At 49.5% G+C, this 17,827-nt stretch carries 15 protein-coding genes; 5 read left to right on the top strand and 10 right to left on the bottom strand.

What is annotated here, in order from left to right; translation table 11 throughout:
• The first annotated feature begins 72 nt into the window (after positions 1 to 72).
• Both JUB14_RS07120 and JUB14_RS07125 read left to right on the top strand, forming a co-directional pair.
• Positions 73 to 465, top strand: a complete 393-nt coding sequence (locus JUB14_RS07120; RefSeq protein ID WP_207505173.1) for a hypothetical protein — start codon at positions 73 to 75, stop codon at positions 463 to 465.
• Between the two features lie 247 nt (positions 466 to 712).
• Positions 713 to 2,023 carry a flavin-containing monooxygenase gene (locus JUB14_RS07125; RefSeq protein WP_207505174.1) on the top strand — a complete coding sequence of 437 codons (1,311 nt, stop codon included), beginning with the start codon at positions 713 to 715 and terminating at the stop codon, positions 2,021 to 2,023.
• Between the two features lie 501 nt (positions 2,024 to 2,524).
• On the opposite strand, the gene JUB14_RS07130 is transcribed toward JUB14_RS07125, so the two are convergent.
• Positions 2,525 to 2,701, bottom strand: a complete 177-nt coding sequence (locus JUB14_RS07130; RefSeq protein WP_207505175.1) for a hypothetical protein — start codon at positions 2,699 to 2,701, stop codon at positions 2,525 to 2,527.
• A 120-nt stretch (positions 2,702 to 2,821) separates the two neighbouring features.
• Between JUB14_RS07130 and JUB14_RS07135 the strand changes: the two genes are divergently transcribed.
• From JUB14_RS07135 to JUB14_RS07145, 3 genes are all read left to right on the top strand, one after another.
• A complete protein-coding gene (locus tag JUB14_RS07135) occupies positions 2,822 to 3,412 on the top strand; it encodes a TetR/AcrR family transcriptional regulator (RefSeq protein ID WP_207505176.1) in 591 nt (196 codons plus the stop codon).
• Positions 3,413 to 3,489: 77 nt separating this feature from the next.
• Entirely contained in the window at positions 3,490 to 3,927 is a 438-nt protein-coding gene (locus JUB14_RS07140; RefSeq protein ID WP_207505177.1) for a DUF6010 family protein, read from the top strand.
• A gap of 1 nt (position 3,928) precedes the next feature.
• Complete coding sequence (locus JUB14_RS07145) at positions 3,929 to 4,393, top strand: hypothetical protein (protein ID WP_207505178.1); 465 nt, start codon at positions 3,929 to 3,931, stop codon at positions 4,391 to 4,393.
• Positions 4,394 to 4,480: 87 nt separating this feature from the next.
• Here JUB14_RS07145 and JUB14_RS07150 read toward each other — a convergent pair whose 3' ends face one another.
• The 9 genes from JUB14_RS07150 to JUB14_RS07190 form a co-directional block, all read right to left on the bottom strand.
• Positions 4,481 to 6,187: an SBBP repeat-containing protein gene (locus JUB14_RS07150; RefSeq protein WP_207505179.1), complete on the bottom strand. Its 1,707-nt coding sequence runs from the start codon at positions 6,185 to 6,187 to the stop codon at positions 4,481 to 4,483.
• A gap of 377 nt (positions 6,188 to 6,564) precedes the next feature.
• Positions 6,565 to 8,877, bottom strand: a complete 2,313-nt coding sequence (locus JUB14_RS07155; RefSeq protein WP_207505180.1) for an FdhF/YdeP family oxidoreductase — start codon at positions 8,875 to 8,877, stop codon at positions 6,565 to 6,567.
• Positions 8,878 to 8,910: 33 nt separating this feature from the next.
• Positions 8,911 to 9,741 carry a formate dehydrogenase accessory sulfurtransferase FdhD gene (fdhD, locus tag JUB14_RS07160; RefSeq protein WP_207505181.1) on the bottom strand — a complete coding sequence of 277 codons (831 nt, stop codon included), beginning with the start codon at positions 9,739 to 9,741 and terminating at the stop codon, positions 8,911 to 8,913.
• A gap of 317 nt (positions 9,742 to 10,058) precedes the next feature.
• Positions 10,059 to 10,445 carry a T9SS type A sorting domain-containing protein gene (locus tag JUB14_RS07165; protein WP_207505182.1) on the bottom strand — a complete coding sequence of 129 codons (387 nt, stop codon included), beginning with the start codon at positions 10,443 to 10,445 and terminating at the stop codon, positions 10,059 to 10,061.
• A 607-nt stretch (positions 10,446 to 11,052) separates the two neighbouring features.
• On the bottom strand, positions 11,053 to 12,390 hold the full coding sequence (locus tag JUB14_RS07170) for a DEAD/DEAH box helicase (protein WP_207505183.1): 1,338 nt from the start codon (positions 12,388 to 12,390) through the stop codon (positions 11,053 to 11,055).
• Positions 12,391 to 12,424: 34 nt separating this feature from the next.
• Positions 12,425 to 13,309, bottom strand: a complete 885-nt coding sequence (locus tag JUB14_RS07175) for an alpha/beta hydrolase (RefSeq protein ID WP_207505184.1) — start codon at positions 13,307 to 13,309, stop codon at positions 12,425 to 12,427.
• A gap of 3 nt (positions 13,310 to 13,312) precedes the next feature.
• Positions 13,313 to 14,860, bottom strand: a complete 1,548-nt coding sequence (locus tag JUB14_RS07180; RefSeq protein ID WP_207505185.1) for a sodium bicarbonate transporter family protein — start codon at positions 14,858 to 14,860, stop codon at positions 13,313 to 13,315.
• A gap of 379 nt (positions 14,861 to 15,239) precedes the next feature.
• Positions 15,240 to 16,574: an APC family permease gene (locus tag JUB14_RS07185; protein ID WP_207505186.1), complete on the bottom strand. Its 1,335-nt coding sequence runs from the start codon at positions 16,572 to 16,574 to the stop codon at positions 15,240 to 15,242.
• A gap of 12 nt (positions 16,575 to 16,586) precedes the next feature.
• Positions 16,587 to 17,822: a spore maturation protein gene (locus tag JUB14_RS07190; RefSeq protein WP_207505187.1), complete on the bottom strand. Its 1,236-nt coding sequence runs from the start codon at positions 17,820 to 17,822 to the stop codon at positions 16,587 to 16,589.
• Between the last annotated feature and the right edge of the window lie 5 nt (positions 17,823 to 17,827).

The following is a 17,827-nucleotide window of genomic DNA, read 5'->3' on the forward strand; positions in this document are numbered from 1 at the left end:
TAGATAAAAAGCCTCAATAAGGCAGGCTGATCCCAGGCACTGGTAACTCGTTACTCCTAAACCTACTATACCATGAATGCTAAAAATCTATTTACATTCGTAGCAATTATCGTTTCGCTCTTCGGTCTCGGATTTACGTTTGCCCCTGAGTTCATGGGTGAGCAATATCTGACAAATCCCGCTTGGATAAATGACGGGACTAAAGTATTAGCACAGGCTTATGGTACTCACTTGATTGCCTATGCTGTGGCTTGCTGGTATGTCCGCGATGCGGGCTCCTCAATAGGTGGTAAAGTAATGCTCTTGTCGGTGTTCTTGTCCAATCTGGCTCTTATCGTCATTACCTCAATGGCTGTTCTGAACGGCATTGAAAAAACGACAGGGTGGGGGCAGGTTGTACTTTCGCTCGTGCTTGCCGCGTGGTCAGGGATGCTCCTGCGGCAAACAGACCGGGTAGTAGCTTGAGTCTGTAAAGTTTGGAAGCAGCAAGCGCTATAACTAAGGCCCGTATCACCACGGGTTTTTTTATTAGTAACGTTAGGTCGCTTAGCCGTTGTAGGTGATAACACCTCCAATAGTTAATTAACCCAATGAAATTAGTATCAGGTAAGTCAATACCTTACGGTTACTAACCCGGGGCTCACCTACAAAAAAGCGTAGTACTTCCCTTTTTAAACTATATTGACCACTGGTACCACCCATACATACGACCATGAATGAGCCTGTACTTGACGTTGTTGTAATTGGTGCGGGGCACGCGGGCCTCTGTATCAGCAAACTGTTGTCCGGCCAGGGACTTACCCACCGGGTATTTGAGCGGGGTACCATTGGGGAGTCGTGGCGCTCCCAGCGTTGGGATTCGTTCAAACTTAATTCAACGAATCGGCACAACCTGCTTCCGGGACAGACGCCTGTTTTTCAGGATCCGGAAGCTTTTGCCACTGCTTCTGCTTTTGTGTCGCACCTGCGGGCCTACGCTGAGGAATTTAGATTGCCTGTTACTGAATACGCGGTTGTTACCTCGGTCGAAAAAGACGAAGCGCACTCCTGCTTTTCGGTGGCGGTTACGGTCAACGGCCTGTCGGAGGTGTTTTACAGCCAACAGGTAGTAGTGGCGTCCGGTAGTCAAAACCAGATAACTATTCCGCATTTTGCCCGAAACCTGGCTCCCGGCATCGTTCAGAAACACGCCAGTGAGTACCGTCACGCGGGGCAACTGCCAGAGGGAGCGGTGCTGGTAGTAGGCAGCGCGCAATCGGGAACGCAGATCGCCGAAGATCTGACCAACGCCGGCCGTCAGGTGTACCTGTGTACCTGTAAGGTGGGGCGCATGCCCCGAACCTACCGGGGCCGGGATATTTTTGACTGGCTGTTTGAAATGGGCTTGTACGATACGCTGCGGGAGGAAGCAAGCCCGGAATTACTACGATTGCGGCCGCCTCAGGTGTCGGGGGTGGGTGTGCGCGGAAAAACCTGCAGCCTGCAGTCGCTGGCCCGAATGGGCGCAATTATTCTGGGCAAAGCCGACGGCGCCGACAGTGATACTGTGTACCTGCAACCTAATGCGGCAGAGCACGTACTGTTTGCCGATAGGTTTTCCAGTGCGTTAAAGGCGACCATTGACGGGTATATTCTCCGGCAGGCTATCACCGCCCCGGCGCCAACACCCGACCCGAACGAACTGCCCGACGAAACCGCTGCCTGCGCTTCCCCCTTAGCTACCCTATCGCTGAAAGACTACGGGATCACGTCGGTAATTTGGGCCACGGGCTTCTCCGGGGATTTCAGGTACTTAAAATTACCGGTTTTTAACGATGACAACAGCCTAAAACACCACAACGGCATCTCCGAGGTGAAAGGCTTGTATTTTCTGGGGCTGCCCTGGCTGCGCAAACGCAAGTCGGGCATTATCTTCGGCGTGGCCGATGACGCCTCCTACATCCTCGATCGGATACAGCAGTTTGGGGCCGCCTTCCGGCCTATTGTTTCGGGGCCCGCCACGCCAGCCGAAGCACCTAATTAAACTTTACGCACAGACTGATGAATTTATTAGGTACTGTATGCCGATCAAGAGCCTGCTGATTACCCTTTAAAATTTTTTTAGTGGAGAAAATATTCTGGACCGGGTATAGTAAGGAAGAAAGACACGTGGCTATCAACATGGTCAAAAGTGTGGTTTCATTATACGGAGATATAGTCGACTTTAAACTTTTCTCAGATCTGTCGATCACGATGGTTATCGAAATAGAAGAGTTAAAAGTGGATGGGCTTTATAATGATTTACTCAAAATCACTGGTATGGAATATTTTGAGTGCCTGCATTCAACTTCCAGAAGAGAGAGAAGAATCTATCTGAATATTACATTTACCAGAGGTACCGGAAACCTGCTTATCGAGGTACCGTCAGTACCGGGATGATGCTGTGCTATCTGGTTCCTGCCCCATAGGCTTTATAGAGTAAATACTTCGGAAAGTCTCCATGAGACAGCGGAAATGGTTGAGGAACCACCTCTTTTGTGACGCCTTACTCTCCCTTCTTCAGCCTGACAGGTACCGTCTTGTAAACGGACGTGTTGCTTTTGCGGGCGGTGGTGCTGATGGGTACCAGTACGTTGGCCTCGGGGAAGTGGGTTGCCAGGCAGCGCTGCGGGATGTCGTAGGGGAACAGCACGAAGGTAAAAGCATATTCGTGCCATCGCAAAGCAAACCACGACCGCCTGATGAAAACGAGTACCTGCCCCTCCCGTATGACCGCGCAGTAAGACTACCAGAAAGCCGGGCTTTTTTCTTTTCTTTGTAAAAATACTAAGCAGTATCTTTTATGAAAAAGGCGGAGGCAACGCGGCTGATGATCTTGCAGAAAGCGTTTGAGCTGATATACGTGAATGGGTATCAGACCACAAGCATTGACCACATTATTGCTACCACGCAGGTAACGAAGGGGGCATTTTACTACCATTTCAAGACTAAAGACGAAATGGGATTGGCCATCATCAATGAGATATTGAAACCAACCCTTACCAGTAGTTTTATTGACCCGCTGCAGAAAGAGCAGAATCCATTAGACGCCATCTACAACCTGATGCACCATCTGCTCATGGAAAATGAATTTATGAAAGTGGAATATGGTTGCCCCGTTGCTAATTTCACTCAGGAGATGACACCCTGGAATGCTGACTTCAGCCAAGTACTGGACGAACTAACCCGGCAGTGGGCACAGGTACTGACAGCAACTATCGAAAAGGGAAAGGAAAACGGGTCTATACGTGGAGACGTCAATGCAAAGCAGGTAGCCCTATTTGTCATGTCAGGCTACTGGGGCATCCGAAATTTTGGGAAGCTGGAGAATAGTAAGGGAGTGTACGTGCCTTATTTAAAGGAGCTTAGGAGGTACCTTAATGGGCTAAAATAATTTTTTCTGCAAAAACATACTACTTAGTATGTTTTTGGTTTTACTTTAGCATCAGAAAAGGTCAAAACTCAAAGAATATGGAGACATATAATCATGTAGTCCCTGAATTTACACTCGTTAATGCACTTGCTGCGGTGCTGATTGCTTTTGTATTTATCGCCCTGATGTCATTGGTAAAAGAGCCCGGCAGACAAAAAATCAATGCCATACTCATCGCAGGAGCAGGCGGAGTGTACTGGAGTGGCGGCTTAGGAATTTGGGAATTTATGTTCGGTACAGTAATGCTATTTGTCGCCTACAAAGGACTGCAGCACTATTACTTTATTGGGATCGGCTGGCTACTTCATACTATTTGGGACATACTACACCATTTTTATGGCGATCCGATCGTGTACCTTGAACCCTCTTCGTCGGCTGGTTGTGCAGTCTGTGACCCCATTCTGGCTATTTGGTTCTTCTTTGGAGCCCCTTCGGTTTGGAACCTCATCAGAAAGCAAAAGATAATTACAACATAATATGTATTCTACATTTCTGGCCTTACATTCTTTAACGCGCTGGCTGGTACTGGTAAGTCTGCTTTTTGCCATTTTTCGTGCGTATTGGGGTTGGCTTTCCAGGAGGGAGTTCACCAGGCTTGACAATTCCGTCCGGCATTGGACTGCCACCATAGCACACATTCAGCTGATGCTTGGACTTGGGTTGTACTTCATCAGCCCGATCATTGACTACTTCCTGCACAATTTTTGGGACGCTATCCACCAGAGAGAAATCCGCTTCTTCGGAATGGAACACAGCTCCATGATGATCGCTGCAGTGGTTGTTATCACCATCGGTTCAGCCAAAGCAAAACGCAGACAGACCGACGCCGAAAAGTTCAGAACTATGGCCATCTGGTTTGCCATAGGACTTTTTATCATCCTGACCTCTATACCCTGGTCATTTTCACCCCTAACAAGCCGGCCTAATTTTCGGGCGTTTTAGATGAAGGAAGAGTGAAAACAGAAAGTCCATCGATACTGATGAATGCAGGTACAATCAAAGTATCGATGGACGGTAGTAATAATAGTATTACTCCTTAAACCATTGCACATATACATCTGAGCCACCACTGGAAGTGAGGGTAGTGGAACCATATGTGCCTGTACCATGGAAGAATCCAGTTACATAGGTATTGCCTTTGCCATCTGTGGCAACGCCTCTTCCTGAATTGTTTGTTCCGCCTTTCTGCAGCCACTGTACGGTACCATTGCTGCTATACTTCACGACAAACATGTCATTCATAACAGCAGTAAGGGAAATGGAGCCAAAAGTGGCAGTGTTATTGAAGAATCCAGTTACATACACATTGCCGTTACCATCAACAGCTATACCTTGTGCATTATCCTGATTATTCCCTCCTCCTTGTCGGGCCCATTCAAGATTTCCAATGCTATTAATCTTAATCACAAATACATCCCGAGAGCCACTGGAAGTAAGGGATGTGAAACCAAAGTTGATAGTGCCATCAAAGAAACCGGCAATATATACATTCCCACTGCTGTCTAAGCCAATACCAGTAGCATGATCATTGCTAGTTCCTCCTCCAGGATATATCCATTGCATAGTTCCATTGCTGCTGTACTTAACAACAAAAACGTCACTACTACCGACGGATGTAAGGGTAACGAAGCCAAAGGTAGCAGTAGCATTGAAGTAGCCGGCAACATACACATTGCCGTTCCCGTCTACGGCTATGCTAAGCCCGGCATCTTCACCGGTTCCTCCGCCTTTCTGCGCCCACTGCACGGTACCACTACTACTATATTTAGCGACAAACATATCACCTTCAGCACTGGAGATTAAGGTAGTGGAGCCAAAAGTAGCAGTGCCCTGAAAGTTCCCTGTTACATATACATTGCCGTTTCCATCGACGGTGATGCCCCTTCCGTATGCATATGCGTTTGCTTCCCCCTTCTGCTCCCACTGCAGAGCTCCACTACTGTTGTACTTAACAACAAACATAGCCGTACTACCAATACCAGGTGCATTAAAGCCGGCGGTGCCATTATAAAACCCTGTCACGTATGCATTACCGTTGTTATCTACGGCTACGCTCTGTCCTGCGTCAAAGCTAGATCCACCCCGTTGCTGTGCCCATAGTACAGTACCACTACTGCTATACTTAACAATAAACATATCAGTACTACCAGCAGAAGTAAGGATAGTAGAACCAAAAGCAACAGATCCCTCAAAATATCCGGTTATATATACATTGCCGCTGCCATCTACAGCAACGCTGTTTCCGTAGTCATAACTAGTTCCACCGGCTTTCCAGGCCATGCTTGCCGGTGATACATCCCCTGGCGACTTATAGCTGCACCCCCACTTGCTGCCATTATATACACGAAGGCAATCAAACGTCAGGTCATAGGCCAAATCACCCCGCTTAGGAGAAGGGAGCGCTTCTATTTCTTCGGTAGAAAGGCGCAGGGGGTAGGTAAGAGCCGGTTCCGACTTGGCGAGACAAATCCAGTTACCGGAGGTAAATAACTGCAAACAGTTAAGAGTGGTGTTGTAGATGACCATCCCTTTGGCTGGCTCAGCAATAGCATCGCGCTGGGAGGTGGTCATTCGTGGAGGTAGGAACCCCTTGTTGGTACTTTCCAGCTCCAGTACTGCCGAGGGATGAGGTTCACCGGAACCATCACCCAACTTAAGCTGAGCTGTGGCTGATTGAGGAATAAAAAAAGGGCTTAAGCCCAGAACTACTAGAACCAGGTAAAGATGTTTACGCATGAATGTTAGTCTGGAGGGTTTTAAAATATACTGGTTGTAAAAAGCAGATAGTAGGGTACCTTTTCGGCTTTTGAACCGTCAGCCTGATCTATCTGCTCGAAACCACACCAAAAACGATGCCATTAAAGCACCTGCTTCTTTAAGTTGTATATAGAATTCAAAAGGAGGAATAAGGAAGTACTGGATATATCAGCATATGTATCTTATACTAGTGAGCATAGAGTGTCCTTTTTGAACAGTATAGCTACATATGTTGGATTCAGAAGTCGAGCAACAGCTGAATCCGTGCCTTAAGTTCTTTATATAAAGTGTCGGCAATCAAGCCTGTAAGACACAGGGCTAATAAAAGTACAAGTTGAATTGCCAATAGCTACCACCTAACTACTCCCTAACCCCTTCCTCAACTTCACCGGCACCGTCTTGTACACCGGCGTATTGCTCTTGCTGGCGGTGGTGCTGATGGGGACCAGTACGTTGGCTTCGGGGAAGTAGGTGGCGATACACCCCTGGGGGATATCGTAAGCCACCAGGATAAAGGTGCGGGCTACACGCTCTTGGCCGTCGGTTGTATTGTAGATATCTACTACCTCAGCCGGTTTATAACCGGCTTCTGATATGTCCTTTGGATTCATGAATACCACGCGGCGTTCATTGCGGACGCCCCGGTAGCGGTCGTCGAGGCCGTAGATAGTGGTATTGAACTGGTCGTGGCTGCGGATGGTCATCATGTGGTACTCACCGGCGGCCAATGTGGGTACCGAGGCGAGTGCTACGTTGAAATTAGCCTTGCCGTTGCGGGTGGTGAACCGCCTTTCGCGGGCACCATTGGGCAGGTAAAAGCCGGCTGGCTGACGAACCTTCTCGTTATAGTCCTCAAAGCCGGGTATGACCTGCGCGATTTCATTCCGGATAAAGTCGTAGTGCTGCTCGTAGGTGTCCCAGTTGATGCGGGTACGTCCGGCCAGGGTGGCTTTGGCCAACCGGCATACGATAGCGGGCTCGCTCAGCAACTGGTCAGAGATGGGCTCTAGCACACCCCGTGAGGCCTGCACGATACCCATGGAGTTTTCACAACTGATAAACTGGTCGGTACCTCCGGTGAGGTCGCGGTCGCTGCGGCCCAGGGTAGGGAGGATCAGCGCCTCCCGGCCGTGCACCAGGTGGCTCCGGTTGAGCTTGGTAGATACGTGTACCGTCAGCTGGCAGCGGCGCAGCGCTTCGGCCGTATACTGCGTATCGGGCGTAGCCGACAGGAAGTTGCCACCCATGGCAAAAAATACCCTGGCCCGGCCCTCATGCATGGCTCGGATGGCTTCTACGGTGTCGTAGCCGTGGTGGTGGGGAGGCTCAAAGCCGAAGCGAGCCTTAATGGCATCCAGCAGAGGCCGGGGCGGCTTTTCCCAGATGCCCATGGTGCGGTCGCCCTGTACGTTGCTGTGCCCACGGACGGGGCAGGTACCCGCGCCCGGTTTGCCGATGCTGCCTTTCAGCAGCAGCAGGTTTACAACCTCGCGAATGGTATCTACCGCGTTGGCATGTTGGGTGAGGCCCATGGCCCAGCAGATAATGATCTTACTCTTATGTTTCAGGAGGTCGACAGCTTCCTGTATCTGCGACAGAGGTACGCCACTGAGGGCGGCCAGTTCGGCGGCATTCTGCTGCCGCAGGTGTTGTATCAGGGTTTCGTAGCCTTCGGTATGTTCGTTGATAAAGTGGTGGTCAAATACCTGACCCGGCTGTTTGTCTTCTTCGTCCAGCAGGAGTCGCTCCATGGCCTGCAGCAGCGCCATATCCCCGTTGAGCTTTACCTGCAGGAACAGATCAGTCAGCTGGCTGTCCATACTCAGGGCACCTTTCAGGGTTTGAGGGTTGTTAAAGCCCATCAGCCCTGCCTCCTGGAGTGGATTAACCGCTATGATCTTGGCACCGTTGCGATGGGCCTTCTGTAAAGCCGTCAACATACGCGGGTGGTTCGTACCCGGATTCTGCCCCATCACGATAATGACCTCTGCCTCGTAGAAATCATCCAGCGTAACGCTACCTTTTCCGATACCTACCGATTCTGACAGAGCCACTCCGCTGGACTCATGGCACATGTTGGAGCAGTCGGGGAGGTTGTTGGTACCGTATTCGCGGACGAGGAGCTGGTAGAGAAAAGCGGCCTCGTTGCTGGTACGGCCGGAGGTATAAAATACTGCCTCGTCGGGTGAATAGAGGCTGTTGAGATGTGTGGCTATTTTATCAAATGCGGCCTCCCAGCTGATGGGCTGGTAGTGCGTAGCGCCCGCGGGAAGGTACATGGGCTCGGCCACGCGCCCTTGCTTCCCAATATCACGATCCGATAGTTGAGCCAGATCAGCTACTGAGTGCTGCGCAAAGAAATCGGCAAAGAGAGCCTTTTCGGTGGCTTCTTCGGCTACGGCCTTGGCACCGTTCTCACAGTATTCGGCTATGGATGACCGATGCCCATCCGGATCAGGCCAGGCACAGCTCGGGCAGTCAAATCCACCTTTCTGATTGAGCTTGAATAGTGCTTTCAGACCTCGATTGACGCCCGCTTCCTCGTAGACTGTCTTCATACTCACGGCCACGGCCTCCATACCGGCGGCTACAGCATAGGGCTTATCCAGTTTCAGGCCAGTCAGTCGGGCCGGATTTTCGGCTTGAGGGGTAGGTGTTTGATTTGCCATGTTTTTCTATCTATGGTAGCCTGATAAACAAAGCTACGTTACCAGGCCCGGGTTGTCAACTCTGTGGGAGCCGGTGTACACATTAAAAGAGTTTTTCCGGAGGAAGCCTACTAATGTTATACCGAGTTCTTCGGCGAGCTGAACGGCCAGGCTGGAAGGAGCGCCCACGGCTGCTACAAACCCAATTCCGGCCATACCGGCTTTCTGGACTAATTCAAAACTAGCCCGGCCGCTTAGCAGCAGCAGGTACTGGCTGAGGGGAACCCGGTTGGATTGTAGGGCTGAGCCTATGAGTTTATCGAGTGCATTATGTCTGCCGACATCTTCGCGTATTGACAGCAACTGTCCCGTCTGGTCAAAGAGGGCTGAGGCATGTAGTCCTCCGGTATGTTCAAACAGGCTCTGGTGTTGACGGAGCCGATCAGGCAACGGGTGCAGCAGTGTAGGGGAGATGTGCCAATCAGCACTGGTATTCTGCTCTCGCGAAGCCACTTTTATGGCCTCAATGGACGCTTTACCACATATACCACAACTGGAAGTCGTGTAGAAGTTACGGTCCAGGCTTTGTACGTCCAGCAGTACGTCTTCCCGTAGGATCACCGTTACCCGGTTGTCGTCGTCTCTGCGGATCTCTACTACTTCATCGGCTTTGCGGATAATCCCTTCGGTAAACAAGAAACCCAGCGCCAGCTCTACGTCATGCCCCGGCGTCCGCATGGTCACGGCCAGGTTCTTCCGCTTGCGGTCCTGATCGTACAGTACCGCTATGCCCAGTGGTTCCTCCACGGCCAGTACATCGTCAGCGGTACGTAGTTGCCCGTCCTGGTACTTAAGAATGGAGGTCGGTTGGGTAGAGGAAGACATATTTTAGGCGGTAAGCTGTGTGCTTTAAGCATTAGGCTTCTTTTATACTATAAAGATATAGGGTTACCAGTACATTACTCATGAATTTTAAACTTATATGCTCCATATCAAACCTTCAATATCTCCCATTAGGCCTTTTCCCGGGCTGGCGGGGCAAAGGCAGCCCATAACAAAAAGTGAAGCTCCATCCGAAACTACGCAGCAAAGGGGCATTTTGTAAGCCAGGGGCATAAAAAAAGAGCCGCCCATTTGTACAAATGGGCGGCTCCCTTCAAGTAATCAGGCAAGAGCTATACGGTAGTCCGTTGACTCATGATTTATTTAACGAGGTTAGCAGATACTGTGCGGGTAACTTCGGTTTTGATTTCAAAAGGTTTCGCTACGTAACCATTGGTAGTTTCTACTACGAATGTATACGTACCATCTTCCAGGTTCGACAGGTCGAAAATCTTAGAGATGTTTTCAGTTTTGGTTGCATACTCGTAGTAAAGTACTTTACCTTCGGCATTGCGGATCGCGATATAAGCGCGGGTAGGCAGGCTCTGAGCGGTCAGTCTGAACTTCAGGTCTTTTGTTGCCTGGATGCTAAGTTCTTCTGAATCGTTGGTACGAACTTCTACTTTCTTAGTTTCGTCGTTTGCTACAACCAGGTTTGCAGTTGATACTCCCATCAAAACTGCCAGTATTAGATATGTCTTTTTCATAATTGTTATCAATGTTAATTTTTTGTGATGTTGTTGTTGTATTATTTTAATACTAAATAAGTACTTGCCTAATACTTGTTTTGTCAATCCCGAGAGCCTTTCTTTTTGCTCTTGGTTGATACAAACGTAGATAAAACCTTGTATATAAGTCAACAGGCTGGTTTTTATATTTGAAAGTTCATGCTACGATCCTATGTATAAATTGGAATAGTACCACACATATAGAAAAAGTACAACAGATAGTTCATACGATTATAGGCCTATTTTCAGTAAAATTCCAAGAATTGAGAATATGTATTTGTATTATTTGCAGAAAATACTATATGATACAACCATAGCTCCCAATGGGCATATTGGTAGCCGGGGCCAGGGATAGGCTATACGAGCGGAAACAGATAGTTCTAGGCTTGATTTAGCCGAATAGCAAGTGAATTTTCTGTACTACCTATCCGGAGGTAGAGTAATGGGGGAGTAGTAGCATACTACTAGAAAAGCTTTCCCAGTAGTACCTGATTAGATCTTCCCTAAGCGCAGGATAAGTAGCGGTACCATCCCGCTAAGACAATCGAATTGATAATGAGTATAGGCAGGGGAGACTGCCAACCGGCTAGTCTCCCTTGTTTTTTCTGGTTTTCTTGATGGGGCGGCCGTACTTCAGCCGCTTTTCCTCCAGGTGGTTACGGCGCACATTCACCTTTTTATTCTTATCTATCTTTTCATGGAAGGCTCCACCACCGTCTTCCGGCCGGGTTACTTTAACGGGAGCATTCTTCATGAACACCTTCGGCTGTTCATCCTCCGTCAGTACTTCAGATACCACTACCTCAGCTGGTAGTTCAGCTACCGGGATGATGTAGTTCATCAGGCCTTCGATGGCCGCCAGGAGCTCCTTTTCATTTTCAGTCACCAGGCTTATAGCTATTCCCTGCTTGTCGGCCCGGCCTGTCCGTCCGATCCGGTGAATGTAGCTCTCGGGATCCTCAGGTACGTCAAAATTAATAACGTGCGATACCCCCGCCACATCCAGTCCGCGGGCTATGATATCCGTAGCGATCAGGATACGGTGCTGGCCTACCTGAAACTGCTTTACGGTATTAAATCGATTATTCTGGGCTTTATTAGAGTGAATCACACCTACCCCTTCCCTGAACCGGGCTTCTATCTCTTCGTAGAGCTGGTCGGCCAGTTGCTTGGTAGCCACGAATATCAGCACTTTGGTCATGTCCGTATCCTGGCTCAGTACCCATTTCAGGTAGTTGACCTTTGTAAAGAAGTTCGGGACGTAGTAGCCACTCTGGGTGATGTTATCGAGCGGAGTACCCACGGGGGCGGCCTCTATCAGTACCGGACTGTTGAAGTGGGTGTCCAGAAGTGTCTCCACCTCCAGTGACAGGGTAGCCGAGAAGAGCAGATTCTGTCGTCGCTGGGGCAGCAGGTCCAGGATGGTGTCGATCTGGCTACGGAAGCCCAGATTCAGCATTTCATCAAATTCGTCGATAACCAGCCGTTTGATACCTTTTACCTTGAGGGTACCATTCAGGGCCAGGTCAATCAGTCGGCCCGGCGTAGCTACTACCACGTCGGCTCCCTGCTGGAGCTCGGCGATCTGGTGCTTGACGTTGCTGCCGCCGTACAGGCCTACTACGCTCAGACTCATGTAGGTACTCAACTTCTGAATTGTCTCTATGACCTGCACCACCAGCTCGCGCGTTGGTACCAGGATCAGAACCTGCGGGAGCTTCTCCTTAGAAAACTGGTGCAAGCGAAGGCAGGGGAGCAGATAAGCCAGGGTTTTACCGGTACCCGTCTGGGCTATTCCACACACATCTTTTCCCGACATCACCACCGGAAACGCCTTCTGCTGAATGGTGGTGGGTGTGGTATAGCCCAGGTCATTCAGCGCGTTCAGTACGGGCTTATTTATATTCAGTTCGTCAAAAGTCATAGCACATGTATTACAATAGGATACAAAGGTAGAGCTATTCCTCCATAAATCGGCGTATCTGGTCGTAGCGTGGGTTCCAGGTGAAGAAAAACTGGAGAATCATGCCGATGTGCCCTTTGCCTTCCTGAATGTGGTAGTTGGGCTCAGGTACGTAGGTATCTAGCGCCGTTATAAATCGTTCAGTGCTTTTGATGATGGAGGGGTAGGTCTTGCCACCGCGGTAGATGAGCATCGGAGGCATGCCCTCGTGTAGATGAAAAATAGGTGAGGCTTTTTTCCAAATAGCAGGACTGGTAGTAAAGGTTTTGAGGTAGGTATGGCTACTGTCAAACTTCTGCTCCATCAGGTACCCATACATATCCAGCCCGGCCGCGTCGATGAGGATGGTACCTTTGATGGGATTGGCAATACCTAAAGAATCAAAATAGGTATTATCTAGTGAAATAAGCGCGGCCAGGTGACCACCCGCTGAGTGACCCGAAACAAAGATGCGCTCCGGGTTACCCCCATACTGCCGGATGTTTTCTTTTACCCATTTTACTGCCTTCGCCGATGCGGCAGCCATCTGTTGATAGTTGGCCTGTGGGCTAAGTGGATAGCCGACTATGACCGTTACGACGCCTTTACGAGCCCACCGATTACCAAAAAAGTTGTACAGATCCTTGTCCCCCGAGTTCCAGCTTCCGCCATGAATAAACACCAGTACACTTTTGAGGCCGTCCCGCGTACGAGGAGCAAAAATATTCAGCTTCTGATCAGCAGTACCCGTGGCCGGATCGGCATGAGCATAGGGTATATCATTAACCCTATTAACCCTTCTGAACGCGCAGCCTGATACTGATAGAATCAGCACGCACAGTACAAACGGAAACTGCAGTGGAGAACCTGGTACTTTTACTTTCTGCGGGGAAAAACTCATTTCTTAATCAAATAGGTGAATATCGTCTTCCTCGTCAAAGTCTTCGGCGGATAAGACATCAACGTGCTCTTCCGGTATAAAGCGGGGTAGTGCCAGCTGAATGAGCACCAGGCCGGCAATCATCAACGGAAACAGGATACCGAACTGCGATGATTTGAGTGCCCACAAGGCTACAAAGCAAACCAGCTGAATGATCGTGAACCGGTGAATCCATTTTTTGGGTACCCGTTCGGTATAAGGAGTTTGGGGATAGTACTTCGGGTCAGTAATCCAAAGCATAAGACGATCGAAAAACTGATTTCCACCCAGCGAAGCAAAGCCCATGTAGAGGAATAAACCGAACAATACCGCCATTGGGATATAGCCGAAGTAGTCCAGCAGGAATATAGATCCGGCGATCATCAGGTGAATAATCAGGCCTGAAAGCCGGTTTTCTCTGACTTTAACGATTACATCTTTACTAATACCACCCGCATCCACGGTTTTGGTTTCGGCCAGGCTCTTCACATGATTAAGTGAATGAACAGTGGCTGCTACAATCCAGGGTAAGGCAAAAAGGCTTCCTACCAGTACTATAAGTCCTACTATAGCCAGGTCCAGATGATAACCTCCTCCTTTTTTAAGCTTATAATCGGGGGAGTTGACAAGTCGGGTTGTAATATTCTGATCAAGAAAAAGCAGGATCGTTGCCAGTATGGCCGGACCTATAGAAGCAAATATAACCCAGGTAGGTATGGCAAAAATATCTACCAGCCAGGGTCTTCCGGAGGTAGTTTCAATACTATCGGGTACTTTAGGTGTACTGAGCTTCACATCCGGAAAAAGCAGTGCAAAGGCTGTCATACCGATAATGGCCAGTGCAGGCCCGAAATCACTCAGAAAATTGCGTACTCCAGTGCTCAAAAAGCGGGAGCCGGTAAAATCTTTCAGGCTACGGGCTAGCATGAAAGTACCCAGCGCCAAAATTACCGTCAGGAAGGCACTCGATAAACCGAAGCCTTCTGGCCCGAAGGAATTGACCGTATCCGAAACTGCCTCAACGATGAATATGACCGATATAAGAGCAGCAAAGATTTCGTCAGTAAAGCGCGAAAAATACTTCATCAGAGCACTCGCATCCGTAAAGGCGCAGATCAGCAGAATAATACCTGACCAGATACCCACCCAGGCGTAGGTCGCCAGAAAGGGTATGTTATACTGATTACAGATGGTATAGAGCAAACCCGTAAAAATCACGATCGGGCCTGTACCTCCCAAAATAGTCAGAGGCTGACCCGAAAACAGGGCGAATATAATTCCTCCTACCGCTGTAACAGCCAGCATCTCGATGATTCCAATCTGATTCCCCGTTAGCAGCCCCGTCAGAGCACCAAAAGCAATGGCATTGGCCAGTGCAGCGAAGTACAGAAACAGAGTAGTACCCGCCACTTTTGAGTGAAGTCCATCTTTGAAATCACTCGCGTAGTGGGGAGCTTTCCTGCGGATATCATCCCTTATACCACCGAATAAGCGACCGGTCCATTCAAGTTCATTACCATGTATGTTACTCATCTATATTAGATTTATCTAATTTGTTGAAATTATAAGATTAAATACAAATCTATCGAATTTTGTGGGAGAATCCTATTTTAATGGGATCCTGCACCGTCAGAAGAACCTTGTTTTCAGGTGTAGAAATATGAGGAGGTAGCTTGTAAAATAGGAATAGTACAATTGTAGTACCAACGGTTTTGACCAGATTTTATACAATATATTACTGTACGAACATGGAGATATTGCCCCTGCTAAACTAGAAGGTGTAGTTTCAAAACTTTTGTGCCAGCTTTGTTTAAACCGGTAACATAAAGGAGGGGGCTAACTATGGATTGGATAATCAGGTCCATAGAAACCTCATAAAGGGGTAGAAATAATTATTCAGGGAAGGAAAATTTTATCTGCCCATCTTCTGCAGTACCCAGTACAGTGGGGCGCCGCCCAGAAATAGGCTCCAGCCGATAAGAGCCGAGGAAGGATCGGTAATGATGACATTGATAGCGATCACAAGCAGGAACAGCACAAAGAATGCCGGAAGCCACGGATACCCCATCACCTTGAAGCCCTGATGCGGATCGTTGGAGCCTGCCTTTTTTCTGAAGACAAAAAGCGTAGCCGCCGCACTGGCCAGCGCGATACTATCCACCGACATCACGTAGTTAACGATCTGCTCGAAGGTATCCAGGAGCCAGAGCGAGGCCAGGGTAGTTACGATCAGGAACGTCAGGGCAAACTCCTGTACCTGTGTGCGGGAGTTGACTTTCTTGAAGGCCGGGGGGAGTATGTTGTCATCAGCCAGGGCGTAGTACACCCGGGGGAGTGACAGCATATTGGCATTGATAAAGCCCAGTACCGACAGGAATATCGCTACTGAAAAGAATATCTGTCCCCACGGACCGAATAAGGCACGGGCGGTATCGGAGGCAATGAGGTTGGAAGCCTGCAGCCCCTCAAAGCCCAGTGTATGGTAGTAGGTATAGTTGAGAGTCAGGTACAGGCCCAGGATCAGGAACATCCCGATAAAGATACCGCGTGGCGTGTTGCGGACGGGATCTTTGATGTCAGCGCCAAAGTTGAGGGTCTGCTGGTAGCCGCCGTAGGTATAAAACACCGCGATAAGGCTGGCACCGAAGGCCGTAAACCAGGAGCCGGATGCATCCGGAACTGATATAGTAGGAGTAGCCACAGTAGGTACATCATAAAATACACCTACGCATAGCATGAGCATCATCAGGATTTTGAGGCCGCTGAGGAGGTTTTGGGTACGTGCTCCCGAGCGTATACCCAGCATGTTGACCACGTAGAAGAATACCAGCGTAGCGATGGCGGTACTACGTATCCCCGTAGGGCCGTGCAAGGCAGTGGGCAGGAGCGGGTTGATGTACTCGGAGCCGATCAGGGCTACTCCGGCCATACCGGCGCCGTAGGTCAGCACGATCACCCAGTTGATCATGAAGGAGTACAGGGGGTGAAAGGCCGTAGAAATAAGCTTGTAAAACCCACCCGGGAAGTGGTGGCGCGAGCCGATCTCGGCAAATACAAAGGCTCCAATCAGACTGACTAGCCCTCCGGCTACCCAAGCCGAAAAGAAAATCTCCGGTGAACCCGCCTGCCGGGCCACAATTGCGGGCGTCCGGAAGATACCAATACCAATGACTAAACTAATGACAATCATGCCCAGATCGAAGGCACCGATCTGCGGGCGAATGGTAGTGGAGGGCTCAGACGACATAGAAGAGGTTTATCAATGAAAGAACATATACCCCAGCCAGATACCCGCCAGTACGCCCACAAAGTCGGCAATAAGGCCGGCCACGATAGCGTAGCGGGTGTTTTTGATTCCTACCGAGCCAAAGTAGAGCGCCACGATGTAAAGGGTAGTATCGGCCGACCCCTGGAATATACACACCAGTCGCCCGATGAACGAATCAGGCCCGAACTGCTTCATGGCGTCGATCATCAGAGCTCGGGCACCACTACCGCTCAAGGGCTTCATGAGGGCTACGGGCAGGGCATCGGTAAAGTCGGTATTGAAGCTGGCAAAGGAAAAGAGGTACTTCAGGCCATTGACGAGGTAATCCATGGCTCCGCAGTTACGGAAGGCGCTGATGGCGACCAGCATCCCCACCAGGTATGGAATGATCATGACGGAGGTAGAGAACCCATTCTTGGCTCCATCTATAAAGGCTTCAAATACGTTGACCTTCTTATACAGCGCACCAGCCAGAAACCCGGTTACGATCAGCAGAAGCAGGGAGTTACCTAGTACCACCGATACGGTTTCAATCTGTGCCTGAGGTAAAGTAGACAGGTAAGCCAGCAGGACGCCCAATACGGCCGTTACGCCTCCCAGTCCCAGTATTACCGTGCGATTAAACAGGTTGATGCGCTGCCAGAAGGCCGTAATGATCATACTTACCACCGTAGTCACATAGGTGCCCACCACGCAGGGAATAAATACATCCGAAGGACTTTCGGCACCAAGTATAGCGCGCTGAGCTATAATACTGAGGGGGATGATCTGCAAGCCCGAAGTATGCAGTACCAGAAACATGATCTGAGCGTTGGAGGCCGTATCCTTATCGGGATTCAGCTCCTGCAGACTCTGCATGGCTTTGAGTCCGAAGGGCGTGGCGGCATTATCCAGACCGATCATATTGGCCGCGAAGTTCATGATCATCTGGCCATTGGCCGGGTGATCTTTGGGTACCTCGGGAAAAAGTTTATTGAAGAAAGGGCCAATCACCCGCGCCAGTACATTGATAGCTCCGGCCCGCTCACCTACGTTAAGGATGCCCAGGAAGAAGGTCATCACTCCGGCCAGCGGTAGGGCTATATCCATCACGGCTAGCTCGGCCATGTCCAGCATGCCCTCTACGATGGCTTTGAAGGTCAGGACGTCCCCCAGGAAAATAAACTTGAAAAGCGCAATAAAAAACGCAATAACAAAGAAAAAAACGAAAATATAATTCAGAGCCATGGAGG

Source organism: Telluribacter humicola, assembly GCF_017355935.1.
GTDB classification, from domain to species: Bacteria; Bacteroidota; Bacteroidia; order Cytophagales; family Spirosomataceae; genus Telluribacter; species Telluribacter humicola.